Here is a 19,680-nt window from a genome sequence, read left to right as displayed (position 1 = left end):
TGCACGAAGAGAATTGTTTTTCTCAAAAGAAAGTTCGTGTGACTGGCTTTCTATTTGGTCGCGCCACCGCGTAGCAAATGACGATAACCATGCTCAGTCATCCATTTGGCGCGGGCCAGATGGCTTTCAAACGCATTACGCGCACGAACCGGTTCGCTGTCGGGATCAAGATGCAGCACGACCCGCGCGACTTCTCGCCAGTCGGCCCCCTCCGACTCGGCGGCGAGAAGGCGCATGTACGTCACAACATGCTGCCCATCGTAGACCGTTAGCGCCGGATCGGTGGGCGCAGCCTCGGCAACGTCGGGATCAAGCGGCGGGTTGTTCATGAAATTCCTACTCAAATATTCATGATTTCTACTGCGCCCTTGCACTTACTGGAAGGGATCAACGGTTGCACTCGCATTTTTGTAGAGAATACTCCGTGGTGAAATACTCTTCAAGACGCTGCCCTCTTGGGCATGAATATACGAGAGGTACTGGCGCTCAATTTGCGAAAACTTCGACGGGTTAAGGGCCTGTCGCAAGAAGAATTGGCGCATCGTGCTGAAATCGACCGTACCTACATCAGCGCACTTGAGCGAAGCGTCTACGCTGCCAGCATTGATGTTTTAGATAGGCTGGCGCGAGTTCTGGGTGTTGAGGCAGCAGATCTGCTCAAACGGCCACTTCCGACCAGTGAGAAGAAGAGGCCGAAGTCGGCCTAGTGCTTTCTCGGTGGAAGATGACAGAAGTCGGCCCGTGCTTTCGCGAGCCGGGCCGCAGGCCCGGCGAGCCACGGACGCGACTGCGCGTCCGCCGCCGATCCGAAAACCGGATCGGCCGAAAATTGTAAAGCTGAATGTCTTGAGAAGCCTTGGCCGCGCAACCGAACTTCCGGCTGCGCGGCTATTCGCTCATCAGATGACGCGTTCCAGCAGCCGCTTTGCCTTACCCTCAAGTTCAAGACGCGCATCTTGATGCGCCTTGCCACGGGCCAGCGCCGTGATGCCCTGCACGAAATCAAACGCGTTTTCCGGCGGACGGCCTTCTTCATTCAACACGGTCGCGATGATGTTCGTCGTCTCGGATTTGGAGAAGCCACGCTTACGCAGGAAACTCTCTCGGTCCTCCTCGTTGCGGGCGACGATCCGTTCGCGCGCGGCTTTGATGCCGGCGATGAACGGCGCGGGCGACGAATCGGCGAAGCTCGTCAGATCCGGTGCTGCCTCATGAGCAAACCGCTGCGCTGCGAATTTGGAATGCCGGATGGTGATTTGCTCGAAGTTCTCGACGCCCCAGAGATTGCGGTTCATGCAGACGGCCCGAAGATAGAATGAGGCGATGCCGAGCGTCTTCGATCCGACTTCGCTGTTCCAGCAACAGAAGCCCCGGAAATACAAATCCGGCGATCCATCCGGCAAACGTCCTGCCTCGATGGGATAGGTATCATCCACCAGAAAAAGGAATACATCGCGGTCGCTGGCGTAGAGCGTCGTCAGATCCTTGGTGATGTCCACGAATGGATTGTGCGTCATCGTTTTCCAGTCGAGCACGCCCGGCACTTTCCATCGCGTATCGCCAATGCCGTTGCCTGCGATCTTCATGACGGCAGTGACAAGCTCGTAATCCCAGACACGGCCATAATCTGGGCCGGTGACGGCGCGAAGCTCGACGCGACCGTCATCGGCTTCCAGTGTTTTCACCAACTCGGCACGATGCGAGAGCAAGCCATGTTGCAGATTGATCGCGGCCAACGGGGCGGGAAGCTGCTGCATATAGGATGACGGCGCGCCGACAAGGCTGCACAATTGTCCAAAACTCCAATGTGTCGGCGCCACTGGTTCGTCACGTCCCGGCACGATCAGAGCCAGCCGCTCGGCATTCTCACCGGACGCTTCTACTCTGACTGTACGGCTTTCCACAGTACGGGCCTGCGCACGCTCGGCGCGGCGGCGCACCGATTGATAAAGATCGGTCAGGCTGAGAAAGCGTTCGTCATCGGGGCGGGAAAACCATTCCGACGACACGCGGCCAACACGCTCGCCGCGCGATACGTCCACGCGAAAGCCGCTGGAAACAGGCTGCTCGCTCTGGGTCAGAGTCATCATGGTCATGGGTCATTCTCCTTATGTAGCTGGGTTAAAGCGCAGCGCTGCGCTGCAACCCTGCCCGTCGGCGAGACCGGGGTAGCAAGAGCAAGGGCGGCCGGAGTGGAGGGGGATCACCCGTCCAGCGGGGCGCGCAACGTGCGCGTCTGCACGCGCCTCGCATTCATATCGTCATGAAAATTCTGCGAGGGCGCGGAAGACCGGGGAGACCGCTCCGGCCGGCACCGAACGGTGCTTTACCCTTGCGCGCGCGAGCGGCGGAGCCCTTAGCGATGTTTATGCGGACAAGGAGACCGAAGTTATCCCCCCTTAATTCTGCGCAACGATGGCCTAAGCGCAAAAAAGCCCCGCCTCGAAGAGGCGGGGCGCGTCGATCCGTTGGATCAGTCGCCGTTGCGGCGGGACCAGATCAGCGTGAAGCTGTCGTCGCCCTCGCCTTTCACCAGCGAGGCATAGATCGGTGCCGGGAAGCTCGGATCGTCGAGCTTGACTGAGAGATATTCGCGATCAGTCTCCCGTGCGATCTTCTTCCAGGCAGCGCCGAACTCGGTGGCGCCTGTCAGGATACGATAGTCGGGCGCCTTGTCGTTTTCCTTCTCGGTTGCGACGAATGTCGCCTTGACGTTGAGCGTCAGTGTCTTGACCGAGCCGGTGAAGCCGTTGTTCGACGCAGTAAAGGTTCCGATGGTAGCCATGGTAGTCTCCGTTCTGTTGTCGGGCCGCGACCATCGCAGCCTCGATGGCGGTCCTTGGCCCGGGGAGCGATCGGCCCGCAGCCGTCAGGCCCGCAGCACAGCGGAGGACGGCTGCAGACGGCTTTTTTGCCTCGCGAGGAATGCCGCCACTTTGCGGCAGGGGAAAAAAGCTGGCTTAGCCGTTGCGGGAAGGCGATCGAGGCGCAGCCGTCCCTCGGGCCTGATCCGTCCATTCGCGGTTGCGTGTTACGCTCCCATAAACGGACTGGTGGAGACCACCATGGCTGTTGCCATCACCACGACACAAGGACTTGGCTTCACCGATCGCACCAAGGCTTGCGTTCGCGCATGAACGACGGCGAAGGCGTAACCCGACGAACCGATAGCGCGTGATTTCGTAACGCGGCGCTGCCCTCGACTCAAGAACCGCGGAATTCAATTTGCGATCTCGACGTCACAGTGGCAGATAGGTCCGCCCCTATCTACGCCTCGCTAGTGAAGAGCGAGGCCGTCGATCATCCACGGCTAATCGCTGTCGTACCAAGGCATGATTTGCGGCGACGTGCCATCCTTCGGGCGGTTCTACGGGTGCCGACCATAACGCGCCCGCCCCCACAGGCTTCAGCTTGAAACATATTTCGCTTTCTAGAACGCGCCAAGTCGAGGGTGTGAGTATCGTGAGACTGGCCGCGCGCCCGATGGCGCGCGGCCAAGTAGTACGATGACAGGCCGGGACCGCTCACGCGGCCCCGGCCATAACGCTTACCCGGCGGCGACAGAGTAAGCGTCAGGGTTAGCTTCCGTGACGGCATCCGCCTGCGGGTGTCCGGCAGACTCTTGGCCGGCTCGCGCGTCCGCATCAGCACCGGCAGCCAGCCGGTTCCGACCAACAGCTGCTCGGCGACTTCCGCCATGTCCTGGTTCTTCATAACCGCTACTGCATAAAGGTCCGGTTCTTCACCTCTGCCAAGGTGATCAGTTTTTTTGCAAAGGATCGATGCCGCATGGCCGCGACGCTCTTGCGGCGCGGTTCACGAGAGCCCGGTCCGCGATTGCGGACGCGCCCACGATCATGATTTACTTGAAGCTATGGCGTGAACACAGCCGCACCTGTCGCACCACTTTCTAACGCCGCCGCGCGGTCTTCCTTATCGGCGCCACGCGCCACGATCCGCAAAGCATCATCCAGTAGTGGCCTCTGCAAGGCGTTCGCCTCGTCCCACGGAGCACGCATCCACACGTCGCGCTCTTCGTCCGTCGTCAGGATTACCGGCAGGCCTTGGGATGGATCGGTTCGATGACCGCATTGTGCGCAGTGGTCAGAAAGCTGTAAACAAGATGAGGTCCGGGAATCGGCTTCGACTTGGCCCCGCGGTCACGACCGTCCACCCTTGCGGTAATAGCTCAACGATGCGCTCTTTAAATGTCGCCATTGGGTTGCGGTGGACGAAGGGCACCCGATGGCGTTCTGTATTCAGGGGCGGCTTTATTCGCCATATCAACCTAAGATATAATTACAAAATCTACAACTGAGAAGTGACAGTGCTTGAGAAGAAGCTAAGCGCATTAAAGAAGCTGATGAACCTCCCGAGTAATCCGAACCATCAGGAGGAGTTTGAGAAGCAGCTATCGGCTCAGATAAACGATCGGGGCTATTGTCTTCTGCTGGCGTCTACCCTGGAGAACCTGTTGGACGAAGCAATCGTCCACTGCTTACCGCCGATGACGGGCGACCTAAACGACCGTTTGTTTGAGCTGGAGGGGCCAGCAGGCAGCTTCTCCCGCAAAATAACACTGGCTCAAGCCATTGGGATACTCGGCCAGGCCACGTACCGAAACTTCACCCTGATCCGTCATATCCGAAATGCCTTCGCGCACGCGAAGATCCCAATCAACTTCGAGACTAAGGAAGTTGCAGATGTTTCCAACGCATTGACGCTTCTGGACCCATTTTTCCCTGAGCGTTCTCCCCAGGTCGAACGCCATGAGTCCCCTCGGGACCACTTTCATTCGGTGATAGCTGCAATGACTGTCTTACTGAGTGTCTACGCCGGCTACAAGATGAGGAACAATGAGGGTGTACAGTTTGCAACCTCTCATAGCGACGGTAAACCCCTTCCGTAAGATCCGATCCCTAACGCTGGAATAGCAGATGTCGCCACCCGTCTATCGATACGACGCTGCTGACTTTAAGGATGGAGAGGTCATTACCTCGCGCGGGGACCACGTCCACAGGCTCACCGGCCAACAGCGCGCGGCGGAAGAAGCTATCCGCCAGTTATCGCCCGAATGGGCCCGCATAAGGTCTCAGTCGCTTTACGTCTGGCGCGATTTAGAAACCGCCAAACGGCTCTGGCGGCTAACTCAGGGCCAAGAACATCTTTATGAACTCACAGTCGATATGAATGACTTCGAGCATATGGGTGATCTCACCTACTTCAACATGATCGAAGAGACTGTTGGGGGCACGGAGCTGACGCAAGCATATGCGTTAAGGCAGTACCTCAAACAACGGATAGCTCGTCCGGCAGTCGAAATGCTGTTCAAGAAGGCCACCGTTATGCGCAAAGTATTCGACTTGTCTGAAAGGTAGCGCCGTCAGTGGTACCCGGCCGCATACATCGACCGACATAAGTGTCCTCCAAGGCGACACGATTGGGCTGATCGGCCCCCCCTCGCCGGTGAAAGCTCTGACGCTGCGTCGTGAACTCCGGAATACACAATCGCCTTGGGGCCGTGGCATTCAGCCGGACGGACGATCCCGCAACGGGAAACTTCGGCGATGCAAAGGTCATCAAAAATTTCGGCGAAGTGCCGGACGATCTAAGTACGATGTAGAGGAACGAACCATGGCGGAGGACGAAGAAACGGCGACGGCGCGCCGTATCGCCAGCAACTCAGCTGTTCCTAAAAGCGATGTTTGAGATCATCGCGACGATGGCGGAAGATCGGGACGAATACGCTCAGTTAGGCCTCCGCGGCTGAAGTCATATCAACGAAGACGTGCTTTAGCCGTATGGCGTGGCCGCTTTTCTGTGTCAGAGCGCCTTCAAAGATCGCCAGGGACAGCGTGTGCGCTGCCTCTGCCGTCAACTTGGCCGTCGCACCGTAGAACTTTTGGAGCCGTTGATCGATCGCGCCCACCACCTCTTCGAGGGGAAGCGCCAAAACGTAACCGAGCATAAAGCCCCATTCGTGTTCGCCCCCGTATTGACCGGTTACAAATCGGTCAACTCCGTTCGAAACATATTTAGCATTAAGATCGGCGAGACTGGCGCCGACACGCTTGCACTCGATCGCCACGTAGGCGTCTTCGTTGCCGAACTGATGCAGAAATTTCAGGGTGATGTCGATCCGGCCTAAGATCGTCGCGTCGGTGGTGGCCATGTCTTCCAGTTCATGTTCACCCCGGACCTCGATATTGGTCAGTTCGAGGTCCTTCTTCACCCGGCGCATCGCCTTGCGGATCACAATCGTCGTTGGCACTTCGAGCATGCCCGGTTTGATATCGGACTGCGCCTCCTGTGCGCCGCGACATACAAGGTCGAGCACCGTGGCGATCTGATCGGCCGACAATGCAAAAGCGGGTTGGCCGAACGGAACGTCAGGTGTCAGCAGCGCCATCCCGCCTCCGGAGCCAATGGTCAGCGAGAATGATGTCCGCGTCGTTAAGCCCGGCGGTCGCATCCCAGTAGCGAATCTCGTTGGGTTTCAAGATGAAGAGGTCGTCGGCCCCGTAGATGCGAAGCTGTCGCCGCTCGTTCAGATACGGCGGAACATCGCTTTCGAGGCGGCCGCGAAGAAGCTCAACCAACGCATCGAGGTCGGCCGGATCACCCTCGTGCACGATGGCATCGCGTTTCGGCGCGCCAGGGACCATGATGAATCGTACCGCCGTCACACCCGGTACACCGGTCGCTAGATCTGTCTTCTTCACACGCTTGGTATAGACAAAAGCCTCAAGATGACGCTCACCCCGTGCACGCAGGTAAGCGTCCACGGATTTGCTGACCTGTCTTGCATAGTGTTTGAGATGGCTGGGCGATGGCGGTTGCACCATGCTGATGCGTTCACCACGATTCTCGAAGATAAGAGGTCGCGCGCGGGCGACTCCGTCAGCCGCAATGACGCTTTCGTCAGGCTCAAGGTCGTAAAGCTTGAATACTGCCTTGTCTAGGCTGGTCAGGAGATTTGCGTTGGTGGGATCGGATGCAGCCTCGCGCTCCGCGGCGACCACTGACGTGATGAGATCACGGGCGCACCCAAGCAAGTTCGGAACTCGCAGCGACAACAGATCGTGCGGCTCGACGGTGGGCCGTTCCAGTCCCCAAGTGGGGCCGCCGAAGGCGAATTGAAACGACGACATGCTCGAGTTCAGGATACCGGAGAGAGCGTATGCAAAGATCGGGTCGGCGTCGCAAAACGAAAGTCCGTAGAAGTTCTGGGTGTAGAGAACGTCTTTCTTGTGCACCGCTGCGCTGTAGCGGCCCCGCTCCGCGCTCGCCTCGGACCCGGCTTTCAAACAGATTAAAAGCGGCCCCCGAAAAATCGACCGACTGCGGATCCGGTGAAGCGTCCGGTGCTCAAGGTGTTCGAGCTTCCGCCCGTTCAGACGGAACGGTGTAAACGCCGAAGGGGTCACGACGGGAAGATCGAAATACTCGGCGGGCGTCTTTGTTTGTCCAACGCCATTGACCTTGTAACCTTGCCCGCGATTAGCGCGTTTGATAACTCCGATCGACGTTAGAACTTCATCAAGCCTCGGAAAATCGCGTTCCAGACGCTCAATCAACCAGCCATCGCGCACCGTGCCGAATGTCGCCGCCTTCAGCATCGGCGGGGTCGCAAGTACGCGCGCCAGTGGGATGGTGCGAATTTCGGCAGGACCTAGGTGGAATACGCCGGTTCTTCTGAAATCAGGAGTCCACGGAATCGAACCAACGAGCATGCGATCCGGGGTTGATGCCAGCGCGCACCGGGCAAAGAACAGCAAAGCCGGACCGGTCGCATCTGGGAACAATCCCTCCTTGCGCAGGAAGGAGAGATTGATCAGCGCTACGGGCGCGGCACGCTTCAACAATGCGGAGCGAGCCTGGACCGCGTGCACATCTTTCGAGAAAAATGGCGTCGACTTCATGACCATGCCGATGCGTCCGGCTTCGCCGGCGAGATCGGCGGCAACTGACAGGAACTCCTGATCCGGACTCCTGCGCGGCCGCAGGGTCTCATCGTTGTCGACCTCGCGCTTGCGCGATCCGTCTTTCCGCCCGACAAATGTCCAGGGTGGATTGCCCACGACGGCATCAAATTTGACAGCCCTGAGAGTATCGGGAAGCGCCTCGCCTATCGTATCGGCTTCGAACAATGTCGTGTTGATGAGCCGGTCGAATTTGAGATCACGGACATCGCTGATGGGTTCTTCGTCGAGCTCGAGCGCTGCGAGGTAAAGGCTGAACGCGGCAATGCCAAGCGCCGAGCGATTGATGTCGATGCCGAAGAGTTGCGTATAGAGAATCTTACGCACGAGCTTGCGATCAGCCTGTTTACCTTCCGCGGCGCGCCAGACAAGCCGGCGGAAAGCCTCGACAAGGAATGCACCCGACCCGCAGGTTGGATCAATGATCCGCGAGTTGCCTGGCAATTGCTCAAACACTGGGTCCAGCGTGAGGTGGACGAGCTCCACCGGGGTGTAATGCAGGCCTTGTGACGCCGCTTCATCCGCAGCCGCCGATCGTGCGAACTGCTGATAGATTGAACTGATGAGATCCACAGGAATCGCGTCAAAGCGGAATCTGAAAAGGCGACCCTGGCCGCGGCGTTCCGCGACCAGGCTACGCCCATCGACGAAGTCTCGTATAAAATGAAGATGCTGATCTGTCAGATAGTCACGCTCCGCGCCCGGATTATCCATCGGAAACAGGTCGCCGTTGAAGGTCGCGCGAAGCCAAGCGAATAGTGCAAACGCACTTGTCTTCGAAGCAAACATCTTGTTCAAATCAGGAGAAAGCGATTTAGGTAGAAACGGCTGCGCAATACCGCGATCGAGAAGATACCAGGTGAAGATGCACCGACCGATAAATCGCTGCGCCAACTCGCGTGGCATGCGGCCACTGCCCGCTCGTCCGCCCGGCAATAGCGGCGGATCTGTCAGTAGATCCTCAAGCGCGCTGATTTCGCTTAGGAGATCACGATCAACCCGGTGCCGCCGGTCGATCTTGGCTCCCACCGCACTCGACCAGAACGCGCCGGTCTCGGTTGCGAGACGGCCGCACATTGCATCAAGCGCGCGCAGCCGCTCACTGGAATCGAGGGCGAAGCAATCAAGCGGTGGCGTCGTCTTACCAGAGTGCGTCGCTGGCGCTGCGTAGCAATTGTAAAGCCGGACCTCGGTCGGTGTCACGATCCACAACAGTGGCGCGACGCTGATATTCCACGCGGCTTCGTGCCAGCGCTTGAGATCATCAGCGCTCGGCGCATGCTCGCCTGCATCCTTAAAGATGCTTGTCGGGGTATTCTGCGCCGTGAAGACGGCATCCGCTCTTAGACCAATCCTGTCATCAGCGAAGACCCTTTTGAGCTTAGCGGACGCGCCGTCGTCGGCTGCGACGAATCCGGGCGCAGACCTGCCTGCCGGCGTCAGATATCCGGCGGCCTCGAGCGCCTTCTTAAAAGCCGAACTGCTCATGCAGACCTCCGCCGTCGCGCGGTCGGACGCAATGCGGCCGGGCGATGTCGAGGAGATTGCGCGGTCGCGACGGCCTGCGCGGGAAAGAAATCGAGTTGCCCCGACGCGGCGGAGGGGCTCGGCAAGGCAAAGCCTTGCGAAAGAATGTCGACATGCTGATCGAGCCTGATGACAAGGGCGTCGACGAGGGGAAGTGTCTCGGCATCGTCGAACCAAGTCCAGCGATGGTCAGCGTGGATGGCGAGCGGTTTCCCCGAGAGGGCCGAGAACGAGGTGTTGCGCAATTTGCCACGCAAGCTCGCAAGCACCGGGCGGTAGGCTTGGAGCTCGAGGTGGAAACCATCGCGGAGCGTAGCCGCAATCCGAAGAAGCAAGATGGTCTGCCAAGAATATTTGGCGGGCGCCCCTTGGCATTTCGGGCGGATGTCAGCAGGAATCAGGGCACGGCGGCTTGTCCACTCGCGAAGCTTGTTCGTCGAGAGGCCGGTGAGCCGGGAGGCGTCGCGGGTGGAAACAAAACGCATTGATCGTCCGAACAGAAGTTCGAGTCTTGTACCCGATCTTTTCCTAAGATTGGTTACATACCCGGAGGCCGCTCCGTTGATGTTACCGTTGCGTCGCTGCTGCGAGGCAAGCGCCAATAAGCCGCCAGGGGATGCTCTTCCGTGGCTGCTCGTCCCAACGGGGCGACATCTCTCGACCCAGTTCAATTACGCTCTAGAAACGCCGAACGAATACCCGAAGCTCTTCGACCATCGAACGGCCCCCATGAAGCCCTACCCTAGGCGACTCGTTCGTCAGAGGCGATATATTCTCTTTTTGTTCTTGCTCTACACAGCTCAAAAAAGAACGCTGAGGCGCTTAAGACGCGGCAGCCGGATAAGGCGGCATACAAGAACCCCCCGTTTCCCCACGCGAGCGCATTGATCGCGAAGGAGGAATTTGACTTCACACGCCATCCACTTGCATTCACTTGAACTTTGAATATATTCAATTCTTATTCGAATTAACGAAGGAGAATCCCTTGAGCCCAGAAGTCGGCACCCTACTTGCTGCAATCCGTGACGATTCCGGCATGACGCAGCGCCAAGTTGCCGAACGTATGAGCGCCAACCAGACCCGGGTTTCCCGCATCGAGGCCGGAGAAGGCGACGACACGGACGTCGCGTCATTTCTCGAAGCTCTGGGGACATCCCGCGCCCAAGCGTTCGCCGAGCTTTTGCAACTGGAGTGGCAGCACTTGCCGCGCCCCTCGCTACGACACCCCGATCTCGACTCATTGGTTGCGATAGAAGGCGGATTGGCCCGCATCCGCACTTTCCTCACCGATGGTCAAGTTCCGACGGTCTTAGCGGGCCAGGCAGAGCTTTTTGAAAAGCGACTTGAAGAAGCCGGCCACTACCTCCTCGCACTGGATCACGATGTCGTCTACGTCGGTGAAATCGGCGTTGGCAAGACGACGGCTGCTTGCAGGCAGGCAGGGCTAGTGATCGACGCGGCCACCGCCAGCGATCTCAAGGGCATGATGCTCGACACTGGAGGCGGTCGCACGACGCTTTGCGATGTCCGAGTCGAAACTGGTGAACGCTTTGCCTTGACGGTCGTCCCCCTCAGCGATGAGGAGGTCTATAAACTCGTAGGCGAGGTGTGCAGGGGCGTTCACGAAAAGCTTGGCGGCGAAAGCTCGCCGACTTCCCCGGAGTTCAAACCAGCAGAGGAGGTTGAACGCGCTTTACGCAACATGGCAGGCCTGCCCCGCCCTCCACGGGCGCGTAAGGGCGTAATCGCGAGTTCGGATCCCGCCACTGATCTGGCACGGCAATATTCAAAGCTTGGTGACTTCGCCGCAGAGTTCGCCGCCCGCCTCAGCTTGTGGCGGCGAAGCCGACACGCTATCGAATTTGACGGCGTCGATGCCAAGGCGGGGCGCCAGTGGTTGCGATTGACCTTCACGGCGATCAACAACGGTCGGCATGAGGACTTCTCCCTTCCGGCAAGGATCACCGTAACCGTTCCATTCCACCTGGTTCCAGAAGAGCGCTTAGCGATAGCGGTGGTAGATACGCGCGGCGTCGACGGCAGCGCCATACGCCCCGATATCCTTGCTCACCTCAAGAACGGCCGCGCAGTGACCTTGCTTTGCTCAAAATGGGGTAGTGCGCCAGATCCAAGCAGCCAGAATCTGCTGACGCACATCACTGAAACCGACGCCGATCCTTCGCTGCTGAACCGCGTCGCCGTCGTCGCGATGGCGCGCTTGGGCGATGCACTTTCTATGCGGCATGATTCCGGCGAGAGCGCTGAGGACATCGACCAAGGTTACGACATCAAGCTTGGTCACGTCGAAGACGCGCTACACAAAATCGGACTGCACGGCGTCGAGGCCTTTGCGTTTGATGCCAGCACTGATGATCCCTCGGACATGACGACGTTCATCCTGGAGAAGATCAGATCGGTCCGCAAAGCACAGGCCGACGCGGCCCGGGCCACGATTCTCGCGGTGGACGAGATGTTGTCCAACCGCGAGGAGGCTCAGGCCCTGGCGGCAATGCAGTCCGTCGGAGGGAATCTGGAGCGGTTTGCCGACCGTAACCGCATTCTACGCGGCGCGCGCCGGCCAGCCCATGAACGGTTGATTGGTGCGGTGACGACGCTGCACCCGCGCACAATATGGGCAGCGACACGGCGGGCCGGCCGTTTCTGGAATTTCGACGTCTTTCAATATCTCGGCGACGGCGCCGCGGCCGAAGCCAAGGTTCGCTCGTTCGACGTCATCGGAGGACTGACCGCAATCATAGAGTCAGAGCAAGGTAATCCCGAGCTCTCGAGCGCACACGGCTTCCTGACTCAAGTCCTCGCCAACGCCGCGCAGTGGGAAGCCGATTTCGTCAACGCCGCACGGCATCATGCCGTGGCGGTTTACCAAGAACCTCTCGGGCGCGCGCAGGAACTCTGGGATCGCTGTGAGGGTGCTTATGGTACAAGTACGGGCGGATATCGCGACAGCGTCGCCGAATATCTGCGAGGCTGGTTCGAAGACAATGTCGAACTGCGGGAAGAGCTCGATCGCCGCGTCGTTCGAGCCTGGGAGACCTGCGTCATCGCGCCGCTTCGCCGAGCCGTTGGTCTAACCGTCCAGGCGCATCTCGCTACTTCGATCGGTAGTGGCGGATGACGAATTTCGGCAATTTCCAGATCATGGAGTCCGACACTAGGGATCTCGTCCTCGATCTCATGAAGAATGCCGACCGCCAGCGTTCTTCCTTCATGTCGTTCGTCAATATCTGGATGGCCTTTAACGGCTGGATGGCTGCAGTTACGGAACGGGAGACCGACGCCGATATGATCCGCGATATTGTGGCCAACGATCGCCTGGTCGATTCCTATACCGGTCTCATAGAGACGTCACGCCCGTTCCGACGTCTGGTTTGCGATTTCATAGCTATGTGGCCGGTACTGAACGTTCGGGACGTCCGCAAAAAGCTCGGCCGCGACGCATTTTGGCGGTTTGAGCGCGACGACCTTATCGAGGCCTGTAAAGCAGCGCGAGTGAAGCAGCAGCCAGTTGGATGGAACGGCGATGACTTGCCGTCATGGGAACAGCTTCTTCGTACGATCTACCAGGTGCGATGTAATTTGTTCCATGGCGAGAAATCCCCTCAAAACGCCCGAGATCGCGAACTCATCCTCAAATCGGATCGAATTCTTAGGACATTTCTCGCAGGGAGCAGGTGTTTCGATTGGCACGGATGAGTCCCGGCTCGCCGACGCCAGCCTTCGCCAAGCCGGCAGAACCGACTCCGGTCCAAGAAATCGGTCGCACTGGCCAAAAATAGGCAGACAGGCTATTGTCCGATTTTCAGACATGATTTATACCTAAGTCCGATATTCCGACGGAGAGTCCCATGGACACTTTAGTGATGAATTCGCCCGGTGCCGTATTCCCCTATGCTGAGGTGGAAGCCTGCATCAGGAATGCCCTGGCCGACCAAGGCGCGGACCAAGCTTTGTTACGTCCGGGTCGAGCATCCACAGCCATTCCGGTGGCTCCTCGATCTTGGGAACCCGAAATTGACTCGCTGGTCATCGTTGAGGTGATCTGCGCCATCGAGGAACTGCTGGGTATTACCCTGCCTGCAACGTTTTCCCCTCAGGGCGGCTACGACACCATCGACGCATGCGTCAACGACCTGATGTCCGAGACGCACGCTACCTGGAACTCAGTAACAAAAGAGAAGCAGCCCCATGACCAATGATCGCGCAGGCTTTTCCCAGCCGTCGACCGACGTAGACCGCCAAGCGCTCACCGAGCGACTTAAGGAGGCACGCGAATATGTCGGCCTTAAGCAGGATGACGTCGCGAAAAAACTCGGTATTCCGAGAAGTGCTCTTTCGAATATCGAGGCCGGGAGCAGAAAGGTCGACGCCATCGAGCTAGCGCAGTTGGCGAAGCTTTACCAGCGGCCCGTGGCGTGGTTCACCGGCGACGATCCAAACGGTGCGACCGACAAGACACCGGCGGAAGTCGCGCATGTGGCGCGCGCCGCAGCATCACTTTCGCCAAAGGATCGGCAAGAACTGGCGCGGTTCGCGGACTTTCTGAAGTCACGCGCCCGCACCAAGGCAGGATCCGATGGCCGATAACCGGGCAGCGATTTTAACTGGCGCCAAGGCCGCACATACGCTGCATCGCGACTTGGGTATCAAGGACCAGATCGAACGAGCCGGCGGCGGCCGTGTGGATGTATTCGGCGCGATCGCCAAGCTCGGTGCGACGCTGATGTTTCAGCCCCTCGACAAGCTACTCGGCGCCTACCTTCCGGGCGACGAACTCGGTGTTCTCATCACGACGAAGCGTCCATTACCGGTGCAGCGCTTTACCGGAGCTCACGAGCTTGGCCACCTTTACATGCGGCATGAACCAAGCCTGGATGATGAAAATATCCTGCGTCGCGCTCCTTTTTCCACTGCTGGACGTCTCAACCGGCAAGAGCGGGAGGCTGATGCGTTCGCATCGATGTTTTTGACACCCGCATGGTTGCTAGCGCTGAACCTCGAAAGGCAACGTTGGACCGCCCGCGGGCTCAGTGATCCGCCACAAGTCTATCAATTATCGCTTCGACTTGGGACCAGCTATCGCGCTACCTGTTACGCGCTGGAACGTCACAAAGTCATTAACCGCGATCAATGTGCGCACTTAATCGATATCGAACCCAAAGAGATCAAGCAGCAGCTTCTCGTGGGCTACGAACCACCCGATTGGCGATCGGATGTCTGGCTTCTGACTGAACACGACCAAGGTGCCCTCATTGAGGGCGGCCGCAATGATTTATTCGTCGTGCGGCTTCGTGAGAATAGTGGCGCCGGTTATCTGTGGAATTTCGATCAACTCCGCGATGCCGGCTTTGCGTTGGTCCACGACGATCGCGAGGACGAAAACGCGGAGGCCATTGGAGGCATATTGACGCGAAAGGTGACGGCGAGGTCGGAGGATCGGGTGCAGGGCCAGATTACCCTGCAGGAAACCCGACCCTGGTTGGCAGATGCGCCATTGCACGAATTGCTGCTCCGCTACGACCTGCGTGGCCCGGAAAGTCCGGGCATGTGGGAGCCCGAGCTCAAGCGGGTCCTGCAGGCGGCATAACCGATGATCAAAGGCATTGTCGATCTGCGCAGCAGCTTTGGACCGGCGCGGGATCAAAATCCACGCCCAACCTGCATGGCCTTCGCTGCGAGCGACGCGCACGCTGCCGCACGTCCAGGATGGACGCCGCTTTCTGCAGAGTGGGCTTATTATCACGCCCTGAAACGTGAGGGCGGATTACCCCATCAAGGCGCGACACTGAATTCGATGCTCGGGACAATCAGGTCGGATGGTCAGCCCGTTGAGGAGGAATGGCCTTATAGCAATGTACCGATCAACGACGTTGCATCATGGGCTCCGCCAACCCCCGCCAGGCAACTCTTCTTTCGCGATCACGGCTTGTGCGCGTTGACGGTCAGTGATGTCATCGACCAATTAAATACCGGGTCTCCGGTGCTAATAACAATGACACTTTCGAATGCGTTCTTTAGGCCGACCGCAGATGGGACAGTTGAAAGAATCGAGCCTCCCGATCCAAAGCTCCGCCATGCTGTTGTTGCTGTTGGTCATGGCGAGCGCGCCTCGACCAGCTTCGTACTGGTTCGAAACTCATGGGGAGAGTCTTGGGGCATTCAGGGTTATGCTTGGATTTCCATTGACTATCTGACGCCTCGGCTCACCGGGGCAGCTATCATGACCAAGGAGCTTTAGTCTTGTACACGCCAATTGCGCCGCAACCAACTAATGCTCAAGCGTGGCTAGCCGCGGCCGCCGCGGTGCAGGATGCCGGAGGCGATGCCCATAACGTCGTAATCGACATCGCGGACCCTATCTCTATCTCGGGACCGGACGAGATAATTTTGCAAACAGTCGATCAGTTCCTACGCGAACATAACGTCAACACCGTTACCGGCGTTGCCAATACAATCTTCCCGCAAGGCCTGCTCGATCGGCACGGGGCCGATAGGCTTTACGACGCTTACAACGCCAAAGTACTGCCCCGCATGAAGCAAATGACGCGTGACTGGGGACGCTATTTCGAGCGCATGACCGCGTGGAAGAAAATCAAAGGAAAGGAAGTGCTGATCATCAATCCACTCGACGATCTCGTTCACTTCATGCGCGATCAGATTGCCTCAGTCCGCACGTACCGCAATGCATATGAAATGACGATCTACGATCCAACCCGCGACGCGGGGAAGGTTTCAAACCGGCAGTGCCTGAGCTTTCTCAGTTTCAAGCTAACGCACGATAAGACCCTGCTGTTGACCGTGATGTATCGCAATCACGCTTACGTGGCCCGTGGCCTCGGCAATTTCGTTGGTCTCGGGCGATTGCAGGCATTCGTCGCAGCTCAATCAGGCGCGACACTCGGATCCCTCACCTGCATCTCGACCCATGCGGAGATCGATGCAGGCAAGAAAATGAGCAATGGCGTCACGCATGGTTGGACGACATCCGAAGCCAATGCGCTGATCACCAAGTGCCGAACCTATACCGCGTAGTTTTCCAGATTTGGCTCTCGATCAGGACTCTGCTGGCCAGCGCTCGAACCGAACCTCCCGTCGAAGGAGATCGGCGGTTACGATCCCTCGGCGATGGACCTGCAGCTCTCGAAATACCGCAAAACCCTGAAGAATGGCGCGTTCCCACAACCAAAGCGGAAGCTGTTCTGCTTCATAGCCACGTACAAACCCCTTCACAGCTTTGAGGAGGTCGAGGCCGAGCTGCGGAGTATTCGCGAAGAACTGGTGCCGCTTTGCAGTTTCGAAGATCCATGTCGCCAAACCCTCTTCGATTAGGTTCGCGCGCGCGCCATCCTCATTCTCATCGGCTTTGACTTGGCTTTTGCGCTTAATTTTGAGGATCGCACGCGTCGTCGGCGACCATCCGAGCACGGCCGCGTAAGCGAGATGGAAGACATCATGAAAGCGATAGTCGTCTTCAGGCAGATGATTGTCCGTAAGCCGGTCGCCGAGTAGAATTCCTCCGGATTTCTGGAAAACAAATTTCTTGCCGTTGACTTCGCGCTCATAGATTTCGACGCGCAGCAACCGCGGAAGTTGCTCGTCAAAATGAAGCCCTTCGTCGAACAGGGGCGGGAACTTCAGCTCGCTGGGCCAACGATCCTGGGTTTTGGCGATATTCTTCCAGCCAGCCCCATCGAGCGACACCTCGGCTGCCGCCGCCGCCCGCCCCAGGGGTCGTAGGAACTTGACCAGATCGCCACGCAAGGCATCGACGTTGTCGCGATACGCGGCACCCACAAAGCGCTTGGCAAGGTCACCGGCTTCACCGGCAAGCTCAAGCAGCGCCCTTTCAAAAGCGCGTTCATCGATGGATCCACCCGCCGATGGCGCCAGTTGATCCAGCGCTGCGTCTGCTTGTCCTTGAGCGCCGCCTGCTGCACGTGCGACCACTTCCTGCAAAGAGGTCCCGCCGCGCCTCGCGACAGCCGAGACGTACCAAAGAACGTCACCCAATTCTTCAAGTACAGCATCGTGATAGCCGAGGAAACCGTCGGTGTCCCTGCGCTTTTTCTTCAGCGCGCTAACCAGGCTCCCAACCTCGCCGACAAGACCAAGCAGCGCGGTGTCCATATCGGCGGTCAGCCGATCCGAGGCAGTGGCGAATCGCTCGTATTCCTTTGCCGAAAGCCGCCCATCAGGCTTTTTTTCCATTAATCGCACTCCCCCGCTGATGCGGCTCATGACCCTACATCTTCCACAGTATACCGTGTAGTCGATTCGACGGGGAGGCTTATCGCCTAACCGCGCCGTCTCCTTTTGACTATTGGCGAGACCCCAGGAATGACCCCAACCGTTGTCTTCGACACATATTGGCGATTTGCTGCCGAGCGGCTCGCGATGTTTTATCGGCGCTACAGCAATCCGAGCGGTCCGTGGACATCGGACCCGATTTTAAGAACGTACCGGTTCACCAATTGCTACCGAGCTGCAGATCGCGTCAGCCAATATCTGATCCGAGAAGTTCAGGCGGGCACGGATCGACCAAAAACGCCGCAAGAAGTCTTCTTCCGGACAATGCTATTTAAACTATTTAATCGCATTGACACTTGGGAAGCTCTGGAAAAGCAGCTTGGACCGCTGGAATGGGGTCGAACGGATCTCGGGGAGCTGGATCGCACGCTCGAAGATCTGCGATTGCGGGGTCGGAAGATTTATTCGGCGGCTTACATCATGCCGTCGCCTGCATTCGGTCATCAACGAAAGCACAGCAATCACATCGCGCTGCTTAGCCAGATGATGAATGATCGCGTTCCGGAGCGCGTACGGCAGATGCCATCGTTACGATCGGTCTACGATCTCATCTTGTCTTATCCCGGAATCGGACCATTTTTGGCATTTCAGTACACGATCGATTTGAACTACTCTTCTGTCATGGGTTTCGATGAATCGGATTTCGTGGTTGCTGGACCGGGCGCACTCGATGGAATTTCCAAGTGCTTTAGAGATGTCGGCATCATGAAGGCCGACGACGTTATTCATTGGATGACCGACCGGCAGGAAGCCGAGTTCAAGCGCCTCGGACTCGAATTTCCCGGTCTGTTTGGGCGCCGGCTACAGCCAATTGACTGCCAGAATTTGTTCTGCGAAATCTCGAAATATGCACGGGTTGCTCATCCGCAAGTTTCAGGAATTGCCAATCGAATACGTATTAAGCAAAGCTATCGACCAAGCAACATGCCAGCCCCGCCTCCGAAATTCCCCGAAAGATGGGGACTTAAAACGGATAACATCTTACCCAAGCACGGTAAGGTTCATAATCAGACGTTACAGCCGTCCTTCTTCTGATCGGTGATTGGTGGAGTTACGCTTTCGTCGGGGCGGCCTAGTCGCCCGATCAGCTGCTGCGCGCATAGTCCAGCTTCGCTGAAGGAAACAATGCCATTTTGGAGCAGTCAGACGCTCGAGGCGCATCTCAAAGAGCTTGTTGATGCCCCGAACAAGGATCTGGTCGATTGTAACGCCGTGACATTGAGGGTGGGGCGTGAGGTTTACATCACACCCGGACTTGAGCAGCCAAATCCAAATTCTCACACGAAACAGGTGCTCGTAGAGGGGCGCGCCATTTGCCATTCCGCCGGGTCAGTTCGCCTTCTCTTAACCGAGGAGGTAGTCATGATACCACGCGAAACCATGGGTTTTATCTCGATGAAAGCGACTTACAAGCTCAAAGGCTTAGTAAATGTGTCTGGATTTCATGTTGACCCTGGATGGTCCGGTCGACTGATCTTTGCGGTCTTTAACGCAGGTCCGGCATCCGTCCATTTAGAGCAGGGACTTCCACTCTTCCTGCTTTGGATCGCAGATCTCGATGCGCGGTCGGATAAGTACAGGTTGAAGGGCGGACCCGACGGAATACCACCTCTGACGATCAACAATATTACTGGAGTGGTGGATTCGGTCTATGCTTTGGAAAAGAGACTGCGCGAAGATTTCAAGAAGCTTGATGGTAAGGACCTTGAATTAAGCAATAGGCTTCATGCAATGGATAAGGTCCACTACCGTATTTTGATTGGATTTGGGGGGATGTCCCGCTTTTTGTTGAAAATCGCTCAGCAGGCGTTCTCATTGGCTGAGCCTATGCGGCCTTGGCGTGCAG

General features: G+C 57.8%; 19 protein-coding genes and 1 pseudogene. 12 read left to right on the top strand and 8 right to left on the bottom strand.

The window, feature by feature from the left end; translation table 11 throughout:
- Positions 1-50: 50 nt before the first annotated feature.
- Positions 51-329, bottom strand: coding sequence for a DNA -binding domain-containing protein (locus AC1RLZ_RS19740; protein WP_493190001.1), 279 nt, complete (start codon positions 327-329; stop codon positions 51-53).
- A 132-nt stretch (positions 330-461) separates the two neighbouring features.
- Between AC1RLZ_RS19740 and AC1RLZ_RS19735 the strand changes: the two genes are divergently transcribed.
- Positions 462-707 carry a helix-turn-helix domain-containing protein gene (locus AC1RLZ_RS19735; RefSeq protein WP_493190114.1) on the top strand — a complete coding sequence of 82 codons (246 nt, stop codon included), beginning with the start codon at positions 462-464 and terminating at the stop codon, positions 705-707.
- A 192-nt stretch (positions 708-899) separates the two neighbouring features.
- Here AC1RLZ_RS19735 and AC1RLZ_RS19730 read toward each other — a convergent pair whose 3' ends face one another.
- From AC1RLZ_RS19730 to AC1RLZ_RS19720, 3 genes and pseudogenes are all read right to left on the bottom strand, one after another.
- The gene (locus AC1RLZ_RS19730; protein WP_493190113.1) at positions 900-2,090 is read right to left on the bottom strand and encodes a DUF932 domain-containing protein; all 1,191 of its coding nucleotides are present in this window, start codon (positions 2,088-2,090) and stop codon (positions 900-902) included.
- Between the two features lie 383 nt (positions 2,091-2,473).
- Complete coding sequence (locus tag AC1RLZ_RS19725; protein ID WP_493190000.1) at positions 2,474-2,785, bottom strand: DUF736 domain-containing protein; 312 nt, start codon at positions 2,783-2,785, stop codon at positions 2,474-2,476.
- Positions 2,786-3,872: 1,087 nt separating this feature from the next.
- A pseudogene (locus AC1RLZ_RS19720) lies at positions 3,873-4,162 on the bottom strand (SOS response-associated peptidase); the annotation flags it as partial.
- A 165-nt stretch (positions 4,163-4,327) separates the two neighbouring features.
- Between AC1RLZ_RS19720 and AC1RLZ_RS19715 the strand changes: the two are divergent.
- Both AC1RLZ_RS19715 and AC1RLZ_RS19710 read left to right on the top strand, forming a co-directional pair.
- Positions 4,328-4,909, top strand: a complete 582-nt coding sequence (locus AC1RLZ_RS19715; RefSeq protein ID WP_493189999.1) for a hypothetical protein — start codon at positions 4,328-4,330, stop codon at positions 4,907-4,909.
- A 28-nt stretch (positions 4,910-4,937) separates the two neighbouring features.
- Positions 4,938-5,378: a hypothetical protein gene (locus AC1RLZ_RS19710; RefSeq protein ID WP_493189998.1), complete on the top strand. Its 441-nt coding sequence runs from the start codon at positions 4,938-4,940 to the stop codon at positions 5,376-5,378.
- A 374-nt stretch (positions 5,379-5,752) separates the two neighbouring features.
- Here the strand turns inward: AC1RLZ_RS19710 and AC1RLZ_RS19705 are convergent, their stop codons facing one another.
- Genes AC1RLZ_RS19705 through AC1RLZ_RS19695 form a run of 3 tightly spaced genes read right to left on the bottom strand, consistent with a single transcriptional unit; the run spans position 5,753 to position 9,994 of the window.
- Positions 5,753-6,409, bottom strand: a complete 657-nt coding sequence (locus AC1RLZ_RS19705; RefSeq protein ID WP_493189997.1) for a hypothetical protein — start codon at positions 6,407-6,409, stop codon at positions 5,753-5,755.
- Positions 6,390-9,470 (bottom strand): HsdM family class I SAM-dependent methyltransferase, encoded by a 3,081-nt coding sequence (locus AC1RLZ_RS19700; protein WP_493189996.1) that lies wholly within the window; start codon positions 9,468-9,470, stop codon positions 6,390-6,392. Before AC1RLZ_RS19700 ends, AC1RLZ_RS19705 begins: the two co-directional genes overlap by 20 nt.
- Positions 9,467-9,994 (bottom strand): MerR family transcriptional regulator, encoded by a 528-nt coding sequence (locus AC1RLZ_RS19695; protein WP_493189995.1) that lies wholly within the window; start codon positions 9,992-9,994, stop codon positions 9,467-9,469. The genes AC1RLZ_RS19700 and AC1RLZ_RS19695 overlap by 4 nt, the downstream gene beginning before the upstream one ends.
- Before the next feature lie 500 nt (positions 9,995-10,494).
- Between AC1RLZ_RS19695 and AC1RLZ_RS19690 the strand changes: the two genes are divergently transcribed.
- The 7 genes from AC1RLZ_RS19690 (at position 10,495) to AC1RLZ_RS19660 (ending at position 16,559) form a co-directional block, all read left to right on the top strand.
- Positions 10,495-12,645 (top strand): helix-turn-helix domain-containing protein, encoded by a 2,151-nt coding sequence (locus AC1RLZ_RS19690; RefSeq protein WP_493189994.1) that lies wholly within the window; start codon positions 10,495-10,497, stop codon positions 12,643-12,645.
- Complete coding sequence (locus AC1RLZ_RS19685; RefSeq protein WP_493189993.1) at positions 12,642-13,223, top strand: hypothetical protein; 582 nt, start codon at positions 12,642-12,644, stop codon at positions 13,221-13,223. Before AC1RLZ_RS19690 ends, AC1RLZ_RS19685 begins: the two co-directional genes overlap by 4 nt.
- Before the next feature lie 152 nt (positions 13,224-13,375).
- Positions 13,376-13,726 carry a hypothetical protein gene (locus AC1RLZ_RS19680; protein WP_493189992.1) on the top strand — a complete coding sequence of 117 codons (351 nt, stop codon included), beginning with the start codon at positions 13,376-13,378 and terminating at the stop codon, positions 13,724-13,726.
- Positions 13,716-14,114: a helix-turn-helix domain-containing protein gene (locus tag AC1RLZ_RS19675; RefSeq protein ID WP_493189991.1), complete on the top strand. Its 399-nt coding sequence runs from the start codon at positions 13,716-13,718 to the stop codon at positions 14,112-14,114. The genes AC1RLZ_RS19680 and AC1RLZ_RS19675 overlap by 11 nt, the downstream gene beginning before the upstream one ends.
- Positions 14,104-15,114 carry an ImmA/IrrE family metallo-endopeptidase gene (locus tag AC1RLZ_RS19670; RefSeq protein WP_493189990.1) on the top strand — a complete coding sequence of 337 codons (1,011 nt, stop codon included), beginning with the start codon at positions 14,104-14,106 and terminating at the stop codon, positions 15,112-15,114. Before AC1RLZ_RS19675 ends, AC1RLZ_RS19670 begins: the two co-directional genes overlap by 11 nt.
- A 3-nt stretch (positions 15,115-15,117) precedes the next feature.
- The gene (locus AC1RLZ_RS19665; RefSeq protein WP_493189989.1) at positions 15,118-15,765 is read left to right on the top strand and encodes a C1 family peptidase; all 648 of its coding nucleotides are present in this window, start codon (positions 15,118-15,120) and stop codon (positions 15,763-15,765) included.
- Positions 15,766-15,767: 2 nt separating this feature from the next.
- On the top strand, positions 15,768-16,559 hold the full coding sequence (locus AC1RLZ_RS19660; protein WP_493189988.1) for a thymidylate synthase family protein: 792 nt from the start codon (positions 15,768-15,770) through the stop codon (positions 16,557-16,559).
- A 21-nt stretch (positions 16,560-16,580) separates the two neighbouring features.
- On the opposite strand, the gene AC1RLZ_RS19655 is transcribed toward AC1RLZ_RS19660, so the two are convergent.
- A complete protein-coding gene (locus AC1RLZ_RS19655; protein WP_493189987.1) occupies positions 16,581-17,765 on the bottom strand; it encodes a nucleoside triphosphate pyrophosphohydrolase family protein in 1,185 nt (394 codons plus the stop codon).
- A gap of 99 nt (positions 17,766-17,864) precedes the next feature.
- Between AC1RLZ_RS19655 and AC1RLZ_RS19650 the strand changes: the two genes are divergently transcribed.
- Positions 17,865-18,869 (top strand): nucleotide kinase domain-containing protein, encoded by a 1,005-nt coding sequence (locus AC1RLZ_RS19650; RefSeq protein ID WP_493189986.1) that lies wholly within the window; start codon positions 17,865-17,867, stop codon positions 18,867-18,869.
- 90 nt (positions 18,870-18,959) lie between these two features.
- Positions 18,960-19,680 (top strand): dCTP deaminase domain-containing protein (locus tag AC1RLZ_RS19645; RefSeq protein WP_493189985.1); only part of this gene is annotated, 721 nt, incomplete at its 3' end.

The sequence above is a fragment of the Tardiphaga sp. GW822-FHT04G09 genome (assembly GCF_058800725.1).
The sequence above is the reverse complement of the archived record's forward strand: the minus strand, read 5'-3'. Positions and strand labels throughout refer to the sequence as shown.

Excerpts from the sequence above, each read along its gene's own strand:
- AC1RLZ_RS19740 (WP_493190001.1), bottom strand. The coding sequence starts at position 329 with ATGAACAACCCGCCGCTTGATCCCGACGTTGCCGAGGCTGCGCCCACC.
- AC1RLZ_RS19735 (WP_493190114.1), top strand. The coding sequence starts at position 462 with ATGAATATACGAGAGGTACTGGCGCTCAATTTGCGAAAACTTCGACGG.
- AC1RLZ_RS19730 (WP_493190113.1), bottom strand. The coding sequence starts at position 2,090 with ATGATGACTCTGACCCAGAGCGAGCAGCCTGTTTCCAGCGGCTTTCGC.
- AC1RLZ_RS19725 (WP_493190000.1), bottom strand. The coding sequence starts at position 2,785 with ATGGCTACCATCGGAACCTTTACTGCGTCGAACAACGGCTTCACCGGC.
- AC1RLZ_RS19710 (WP_493189998.1), top strand. The coding sequence starts at position 4,938 with ATGTCGCCACCCGTCTATCGATACGACGCTGCTGACTTTAAGGATGGA.
- AC1RLZ_RS19705 (WP_493189997.1), bottom strand. The coding sequence starts at position 6,409 with ATGGCGCTGCTGACACCTGACGTTCCGTTCGGCCAACCCGCTTTTGCA.
- AC1RLZ_RS19700 (WP_493189996.1), bottom strand. The coding sequence starts at position 9,470 with ATGAGCAGTTCGGCTTTTAAGAAGGCGCTCGAGGCCGCCGGATATCTG.
- AC1RLZ_RS19695 (WP_493189995.1), bottom strand. The coding sequence starts at position 9,994 with ATGCGTTTTGTTTCCACCCGCGACGCCTCCCGGCTCACCGGCCTCTCG.
- AC1RLZ_RS19685 (WP_493189993.1), top strand. The coding sequence starts at position 12,642 with ATGACGAATTTCGGCAATTTCCAGATCATGGAGTCCGACACTAGGGAT.
- AC1RLZ_RS19680 (WP_493189992.1), top strand. The coding sequence starts at position 13,376 with ATGGACACTTTAGTGATGAATTCGCCCGGTGCCGTATTCCCCTATGCT.
- AC1RLZ_RS19675 (WP_493189991.1), top strand. The coding sequence starts at position 13,716 with ATGACCAATGATCGCGCAGGCTTTTCCCAGCCGTCGACCGACGTAGAC.
- AC1RLZ_RS19670 (WP_493189990.1), top strand. The coding sequence starts at position 14,104 with ATGGCCGATAACCGGGCAGCGATTTTAACTGGCGCCAAGGCCGCACAT.
- AC1RLZ_RS19665 (WP_493189989.1), top strand. The coding sequence starts at position 15,118 with ATGATCAAAGGCATTGTCGATCTGCGCAGCAGCTTTGGACCGGCGCGG.
- AC1RLZ_RS19655 (WP_493189987.1), bottom strand. The coding sequence starts at position 17,765 with ATGAGCCGCATCAGCGGGGGAGTGCGATTAATGGAAAAAAAGCCTGAT.
- AC1RLZ_RS19650 (WP_493189986.1), top strand. The coding sequence starts at position 17,865 with ATGACCCCAACCGTTGTCTTCGACACATATTGGCGATTTGCTGCCGAG.